The sequence below is a fragment of the Bacteroides sp. DH3716P genome, assembly GCF_025914115.1.
Classification (GTDB): Bacteria; Bacteroidota; Bacteroidia; order Bacteroidales; family Bacteroidaceae; genus Bacteroides; species Bacteroides ovatus.
The window spans coordinates 6,559,130-6,565,016 of sequence record NZ_CP083673.1 but is presented as its reverse complement, the minus strand read 5'-3'; the positions used below and the strand labels follow the sequence as shown (position 1 = coordinate 6,565,016).

Annotated in this window: 6 protein-coding genes and 1 pseudogene; all 7 read left to right on the top strand. The window is 55.1% G+C overall.

What is annotated here, in order from left to right:
• Positions 1–38 precede the first annotated feature (38 nt).
• Positions 39–2,543 (top strand): TraG family conjugative transposon ATPase, encoded by a 2,505-nt coding sequence (locus KQP79_RS25385; RefSeq protein WP_151879473.1) that lies wholly within the window; start codon positions 39–41, stop codon positions 2,541–2,543.
• A 38-nt stretch (positions 2,544–2,581) separates the two neighbouring features.
• Positions 2,582–2,962, top strand: a complete 381-nt coding sequence (locus KQP79_RS25380; RefSeq protein ID WP_005802275.1) for a DUF3876 domain-containing protein — start codon at positions 2,582–2,584, stop codon at positions 2,960–2,962.
• Between the two features lie 23 nt (positions 2,963–2,985).
• Positions 2,986–3,615 carry a DUF4141 domain-containing protein gene (locus KQP79_RS25375; protein WP_002560978.1) on the top strand — a complete coding sequence of 210 codons (630 nt, stop codon included), beginning with the start codon at positions 2,986–2,988 and terminating at the stop codon, positions 3,613–3,615.
• 4 nt (positions 3,616–3,619) lie between these two features.
• Positions 3,620–4,624, top strand: coding sequence for a conjugative transposon protein TraJ (traJ, locus tag KQP79_RS25370; RefSeq protein ID WP_149886137.1), 1,005 nt, complete (start codon positions 3,620–3,622; stop codon positions 4,622–4,624).
• Positions 4,625–4,655: 31 nt separating this feature from the next.
• On the top strand, positions 4,656–5,279 hold the full coding sequence (gene traK, locus KQP79_RS25365; protein ID WP_004348447.1) for a conjugative transposon protein TraK: 624 nt from the start codon (positions 4,656–4,658) through the stop codon (positions 5,277–5,279).
• 39 nt (positions 5,280–5,318) lie between these two features.
• The gene (locus KQP79_RS25360; protein ID WP_234120980.1) at positions 5,319–5,606 is read left to right on the top strand and encodes a TraL conjugative transposon family protein; all 288 of its coding nucleotides are present in this window, start codon (positions 5,319–5,321) and stop codon (positions 5,604–5,606) included.
• Positions 5,587–5,887: pseudogene (locus tag KQP79_RS25355) on the top strand (conjugative transposon protein TraM); the annotation flags it as partial. The gene KQP79_RS25360 and the pseudogene KQP79_RS25355, both read left to right, overlap by 20 nt.

Below are 5,887 nucleotides of genomic sequence, written 5' to 3'. Positions count from 1 at the left end.
ACCCGTCTGTTCAAACGACAACGAAAGGAAGAAAAACAATGAGGAATACATCGAAAATGACAACACTGGAAAACAGGTTCCCACTTTTAGCGGTGGAGCATGGCTGCATCATCTCAAAGGACGCCGACATCACGGTGGCTTTCGAGGTGGAACTGCCGGAACTTTACACCGTGACGGGTGCGGAGTACGAGGCGATACACGGCTACTGGTGCAAGGCGGTCAAAGTGCTGCCGGACTACTCCGTCGTCCACAAACAGGACTGGTTCATCAAGGAACGCTACAAGCCGGAGCTGCAAAAGGATGACATGAGTTTTTTAAGCCGCTCTTTCGAGCGTCACTTCAACGAGCGTCCGTACCTGAAACACACCTGCTACCTCTACCTGACCAAGACGACGAAGGAGCGTAGCCGGATGCAGAGCAACTTCAGCACGCTGTGCCGGGGGCACATCATCCCGAAGGAGCTGGACAGGGAAACCACGACCAAGTTCATGGAAGCCTGCGAACAGTTCGAGCGCATCATGAACGACAGCGGGCTTGTCCGCCTGCGCCGCCTCTCCACCGATGAGATTGTGGGGACGGAGGAAAAGACGGGGCTTATCGAACGCTACTTCTCGCTCATGCCGGAGGGGAACACCACTTTGCAGGACATCGAGCTTTCGGCAAGGGAGATGCGCATCGGCGACAACCGCCTGTGCCTGCACACCCTCTCCGACGCGGAAGACCTGCCGGGCAAGGTGGCGACAGATACCCGTTACGAGAAACTCTCCACCGACCGGAGCGACTGCCGCCTCTCCTTCGCCTCCCCCGTGGGGCTGCTGCTCTCCTGCAACCACATCTACAACCAGTATGTGCTGATAGACAACAGCGAGGAAACCTTGCAGAAGTTCGAGAAGTCCGCCCGTAACATGCAATCGCTATCCCGCTATTCAAGGAGCAACAGCATCAACCGTGAGTGGATAGACCAGTACCTGAACGAAGCCCGGTCATACGGATTGACTTCGGTAAGGGCGCACTTCAACGTCATGGCGTGGAGCGATGACGCGGAGGAACTGAAGCATATCAGGAACGACGTGGGCAGCCAGCTGGCAAGCATGGAGTGCGTGCCGCGCCACAACACCATAGACTGCCCGACACTCTATTGGGCGGCGATACCCGGCAACGCGGCTGACTTCCCGGCGGAAGAGAGTTTCCACACCTTCATCGAACAGGCGGTGTGCCTGTTCACGGAGGAAACCAACTACCGCAGTTCGCTCTCGCCCTTCGGCATCAAGATGGTGGACAGGCTCACGGGGAAGCCGCTGCACCTCGACATCAGCGACCTGCCCATGAAGCGGGGCATCACCACCAACCGCAACAAGTTCGTGCTGGGTCCTTCGGGCAGCGGCAAGTCGTTCTTTATGAACCACCTCGTGCGGCAATATTATGAGCAAGGCGCGCATGTGGTGCTGGTGGACACGGGAAACTCCTATCAGGGATTGTGCGGCATGATCCGGCGCAAGACAGACGGGGCGGACGGCGTGTATTTCACCTACACGGAAGAGAAGCCCATATCGTTCAACCCGTTCTACACCGATGACTACATCTTCGACGTGGAGAAGAAGGACAGCATCAAGACCCTGCTGCTGACGCTCTGGAAGTCGGAGGATGACAAGGTGACGAAGACGGAGAGCGGCGAGCTGGGCAGTGCCGTGAGTGCCTACATCGAGCGTATCCAATCCGACCGTAGCATCGTGCCGTCGTTCAACACCTTCTACGAGTATATGCGCGACGACTACCGCAAGGAACTGGCGCAGCGCGACATCAAGGTGGAGAAGTCCGACTTCAACATCGACAACATGCTCACCACCATGCGGCAGTATTACCGGGGCGGGCGTTACGACTTCCTGCTCAACTCCACGGAGAACATCGACCTGCTCGGCAAGCGGTTCATCGTCTTCGAGATTGATTCGATTAAGGAAAACCGCGAACTGTTCCCAGTCGTGACCATCATCATCATGGAAGCCTTCATCAACAAGATGCGGCGGCTGAAAGGGGTGCGGAAACAGCTCATCGTGGAAGAGGCTTGGAAGGCTCTCTCTTCGGCGAACATGGCTGAATACCTGCGCTATATGTACAAGACGGTCAGAAAGTATTACGGCGAGGCAATCGTGGTGACGCAGGAGGTGGACGACATCATTTCCTCTCCTGTGGTCAAGGAGAGCATCATCAACAACTCCGACTGCAAGATACTTCTCGACCAGCGCAAGTACATGAACAAGTTCGACCAGATACAGGCGTTGCTCGGACTGACAGAAAAGGAGAAAGGGCAGATACTCTCCATCAACATGGCAAACAACCCTTCACGGCTCTACAAGGAGGTGTGGATAGGCTTGGGAGGCACGCAGTCGGCTGTCTATGCCACGGAGGTCAGCGCGGAAGAGTATCTGGCCTACACTACCGAAGAAACGGAAAAAGTGGAGGTTTACCGTCTGGCAGAGAAGCTGGGCGGCGACATCGAAGCCGCCATCCGGCAGCTTGCCGAAAGGCGGAGGAACAAGGAATAACTAAAACAGAATGTACCAACAAAAAAAGGAAAACGCGTATGAATTTACCAAAAGTGAAAATGCTGCAAGTCAGCAAGTGTCTGATCGGATTGGCGGTCATGATGCTGCAATCCTGCGACGTGGCCGACAACCGCCGTGATATGCTGTGCGGGAACTGGGAGAGCGTGGAGGGGAAGCCCGACGTGCTTATCTACAAGGAGGGCGAAGCCTACAAGGTGACGGTGTTCCGCCGGAGCGGTCTGCGCCGCAAGCTGAAACCGGAAACCTATCTCTTGCAGGAGGAAAACGGCAACCTGTTCATGAACACCGGCTTCCGCATTGACGTGTCCTACAACGAGGCCACGGACGTGCTGACCTTCTCGCCGGGCGGCGACTATGTGCGGGTGAAACCGCAGCCGGGACACCCGACAGAAGAATAACAACCACTAAAATCCAAAGTAACATGAGAACAAGAATAACAATGATTATCTGCCTGTGCCTGCTTTTCGCAGGCAGGGCAAGCGCACAGTGGGTCGTAAGCGATCCGGGCAATCTGGCGCAGGGTATCATCAATGCCTCCAAAAACATCATCCATACCTCCAAGACTGCCACGAACATGGTGAGCAACTTTCAGGAAACGGTGAAAATCTATCAGCAGGGCAAAAAGTATTACGATGCCCTCAAATCGGTGAACAATCTCGTCAAGGACGCCCGCAAGGTGCAGCAGACCATCCTGATGGTAGGCGACATCACCGACATTTATGTAAACAGTTTCCAAAGGATGCTCCGTGATGGAAATTTCAGACCAGAAGAGCTGTCGGCAATCGCTTTCGGTTACACGAAACTGCTGGAAGAGAGCAACGAAGTGTTGACGGAACTGAAGAATGTGGTGAACATCACCACGCTCTCCATGACCGACAAGGAGCGCATGGACGTGGTGGAACGCTGCTACTCCAAAATGAAGCGTTACCGCAACCTTGTGAGCTATTACACCAACAAGAACATCTCCGTGAGTTATCTGCGTGCGAAAAAAAAGAACGACCTTGACCGCATCATGGGGCTGTACGGGAACATGAACGAAAGATACTGGTAAGCCTATGGAGTTCGATAACCTTCATCAGATTTTACGCTCACTTTATGAGCAGATGATGCCGCTGTGTGAGGACATGGCGGGTGTGGCAAAAGGCATCGCCGGGCTGGGTGCGCTGTTCTACGTCGCCTACCGGGTATGGCAGTCGCTGGCGAGAGCCGAACCGATAGACGTATTCCCGATGCTCCGTCCTTTTGCCATCGGTCTGTGCATCATGTTCTTCCCGACTGTGGTGCTGGGCACGATAAACAGCATCCTCTCACCCGTCGTACAGGGCACGGCAAAGATGCTGGAGGCGGAAACGCTGGACATGAACCGATACCGGGAGCAGAAGGACAAGCTGGAATACGAGGCGATGGTGCGCAACCCCGAAACCGCCTACCTCGTGTCCAACGAGGAATTTGACAAGCAACTGGAGGAACTCGGCTGGTCGCCCTCCGACATGGTGACGATGGCGGGAATGTATATCGACCGGGGAATGTACAACATGAAGAAGAGCATCCGCGACTTCTTCCGCGAGATACTGGAACTGCTGTTCCAAGCCGCCGCCCTCGTGATAGACACCGTCCGCACCTTCTTTCTCGTGGTGCTGGCGATACTCGGTCCAATAGCATTCGCCCTGTCGGTATGGGACGGTTTCCAAAGCACGCTCACGCAGTGGATATGCCGCTACATACAGGTCTATCTGTGGCTGCCGGTATCGGATATGTTCAGTACCATACTGGCGAAGATACAGGTGCTGATGCTGCAAAGCGACATTGAACGTATGCAGGCGGACCCGAACTTCTCGCTGGATTCGAGCGACGGGGTGTACATCGTGTTCCTCTGCATCGGCATCATCGGTTACTTCACCATTCCCACCGTTGCCGGCTGGATTATCCAAGCCGGAGGCATGGGCGGTTACGGTCGCAACGTGAACCAGATGGCGGGACGCGCCGGAGGAATGGCGGGCAGCGTGGCGGGTGCAGCCGCAGGAAACGTGGTCGGACGTGCCGGGAAACTGCTGAAATAATCAACTGACAATTAAAAACGAATAAACAACAATGGAATTTAAGTCACTTAAAAACATCGAATCATCGTTCAGGCAGATACGCCTGTTCGGTATCGTCTTCCTCTCGCTGTGCGCCGTGGTGACGGTGTGGAGCGTATGGAACTCCTACCGTTTCGCGGAGAAGCAACGGGAGAAAATCTATGTGCTGGACAACGGCAAGTCGCTGATGCTGGCTCTCTCTCAGGATTTATCGCAGAACCGCCCGGCGGAAGCACGGGAGCATGTGCGCCGCTTCCACGAGCTTTTCTTCACGCTGTCACCTGAAAAAAGCGCGATTGAACACAACGTGAAACGTGCCTTGCTGCTGGCAGACAAGAGCGTGTACCACTATTATTCGGACTTCGCCGAGAAGGGGTACTACAACCGCATCATCGCCGGGAACATCAACCAAGTGTTGAAGGTGGACAGCGTAGTGTGCGATTTCAACGCCTATCCCTACCGTGCCGTGACTTACGCCACGCAGAAAATCATCCGGCAGAGCAACGTCACCGAGCGCAGCCTCGTGACTACCTGCCGCCTGCTGAACGCATCGCGGTCGGACGACAATCCCAACGGCTTCACCATCGAGGGCTTCACCATCATCGAGAACAAGGATTTACAGACAATCAAACGGTAACGGATTATGAAACGGAAAGTAAAATGTATCAGAAAAACAATGTGGGGCGCATACTGGAAGCTCCACGACAAACGGAAACGGCTGGTGGCAAGGCTCAAAGGGTATCTGGACGGTTTGCCGCCGGAAACACGCCGCCGCATCGTGCTGGGGATGCTCGCCGCCTTCGCGGTGCTTGCCCTCTATACCTTCGGCAGAGCCGTCTATGACATCGGCAAAAACGACGGCTCACGCATGGAAACGGGACACGCCGGACGGGTAGAACTGCCGACCCCGGCGGAAACAGACAATCACTTAACACTTTATTTATATGGAACAGATGAAGAATGAACCGATGAAAGAGAACAAAACCGCTCCCGACACGGGAAAGCCGAAAAAGGAGCGTGAACCGCTGACAGAGGCGCAGCGGCTGAAACGGCAGAAGATGATAGTCCTGCCCGCTATGGTGCTGGTCTTCATCGGGGTGATGTGGCTGATATTCGCTCCGTCCTCCGGCAAGGAGCAACCGCCGGGAACGGATGGATACAACACCGAGATGCCCGACGCTGACAAGGCGAACCGGCAGATTATCGGCGACAAGCTGAAAGCCTACGAGCATGGGGAGATGGAAG